The organism is Alteromonas sp. BZK5 (assembly GCF_014349115.1).
Classification (GTDB): domain Bacteria; phylum Pseudomonadota; class Gammaproteobacteria; order Enterobacterales; family Alteromonadaceae; genus Alteromonas; species Alteromonas macleodii.
The window spans coordinates 1-1,805 of the sequence record NZ_JACSOE010000231.1 but is presented as its reverse complement, the minus strand read 5'-3'; the positions used below and the strand labels follow the sequence as shown (position 1 = coordinate 1,805).

1 protein-coding gene is annotated in these 1,805 nt (G+C 40.9%); it reads left to right on the top strand.

Annotated elements, in window-relative coordinates; translation table 11 throughout:
• Nucleotides 1-309 precede the first annotated feature (309 nt).
• Nucleotides 310-1,805 (top strand): TraI domain-containing protein (locus BIZ39_RS21555; protein ID WP_262385836.1); only part of this gene is annotated, 1,496 nt, incomplete at its 3' end.

Here is a 1,805-nt window from a genome sequence, read left to right as displayed (position 1 = left end):
ACAGGCTACCTTCTTAAATTCCCACCATAAGTTAACTAATACACTAAGATTATTTGCTATCTGGATACTCTAGTGAATAACCTTCACACCTTCAAAATATACACGTCACTTAAAGTTGTCATTAGCTTTTGTTTCGACTACATCAATAAAGGACTGGGCTCTATACTTTCTTTTTTTCAATCAACAAAAGCTAACTCTGTTGAACAACTTTATCCCTCCCATTCAGGGACTTATTTATTCCATAAATCGGACCCGGAAACGCTCCTGTCATCTAATAAAATTTTAATTGACCAAACAGCGACCATTTTGATGTTTGACGAACTAACGTTTGACCGGTCAATCAAGCCACTCCTTCTTTATCTTGCGAAATACTGTTTAAAATTACCGGCTTCTAACTATTATCACCATGTTCAGCCAGGCTCTTTGTTCTTTCACCTTCTTGAAACCGCGAATCTGGCGGCTGAGGGTGCCAAATCCCACCCTGAATTAATGATGCATACAGAGCCAGGAAATCGGTCAGATTACGAATTGATTTTCCCTCTCGGAGCATGGTTGTTAGGTATCCTGCACGATATAGCTAAACCAATGACAGACATGGAAGTGATACCGTTAAATAAGTTAGGGCAACCAATATCTTCAGCTTCATGGCAACCAGATGAAGAGCCGCTTTTTGATTTTTTAATCACTCATCGAGCACATCGATACAAGCTTCTATATCGTCAGTCCAGGGAATACCACCAGCATGACGCGTATCGAGTATGGTTTATAAGCAAGCTACTATCCTTTTTCCCAAAAGAAACCGGTATGCGAGAACAACTTAAGCACATCATTCCAATTCATGCCGCTTCGAAACACCCTCTTAACTATATAGTAAAGCAAGCTGATCGTGTATCAACGAAACGTGATACGCAGCGCTACCGCCCTCTTCCTTCAGTTTCTAATTTAGCAAAAGCATTTGTGGATGTATTACAAGATTATGACACCGTTAAACGATTTGATGACGTTGTAGAACTCCCATATTTCTTTTCTAAGTGGGCTATACATATCCCTTTTCCAGAAGGCGTAAGAGTAATTATTAATCAGGTAAATACACGATATTCCGCTTACACTGATATTCCATTACCGTCAGAGCCCGACTCCTGGGCTAATCTATTAGGCGCTGAGCACAGTCTTTTGATTGCGAACCAGCGCGCAAACGACTATCGCTCGCTAAAGTACCCTGACATCAATCGTTATGTTTATTATGTAGTTATCAACCCAGGCACGGATAAAGAAGACCGAATTCGCGTTCTGAGCTTGTCTTTAGAGCATGTATCATTGGTTAAGCCTATAGGTGGGAGACTTATTGACGTTGTCTTTGAGTCGCAGCATAAAACTCATCCTGAAAAAGAAAAAAACACATCACCTCATCCAAAGCCCTCTAACCTTTCATCAAAGAAAAAGAAGGGTAAGAACAACACACCCTGCTCAATCAATAGTGCAAAAATCCCAAATAGCCAGGCCCACACAGGCGTCCAGATTGACGCGATTAATTTCGAAGATGACTACGGGCGTTTCTCGCCACCATTAATTGATACATCTCAAAGTCTTACCCAGACGCAGGATATTAATACTGACTCTGAGATTGACGAGCTTTTGGTCGGAAAACATCACAAAGAACAAGAAAAATCCAATTCTGTGAATTCAACGGTGCAAGTAAAAGCTGCTATTGCGCCTCCAAGTAACAGTATCCAGCCTCCTCTATCAATAAATTTAGAAGCGCTAGAGAAGTTAGATATCACGACGACACCAGATAAAGGTGAAAG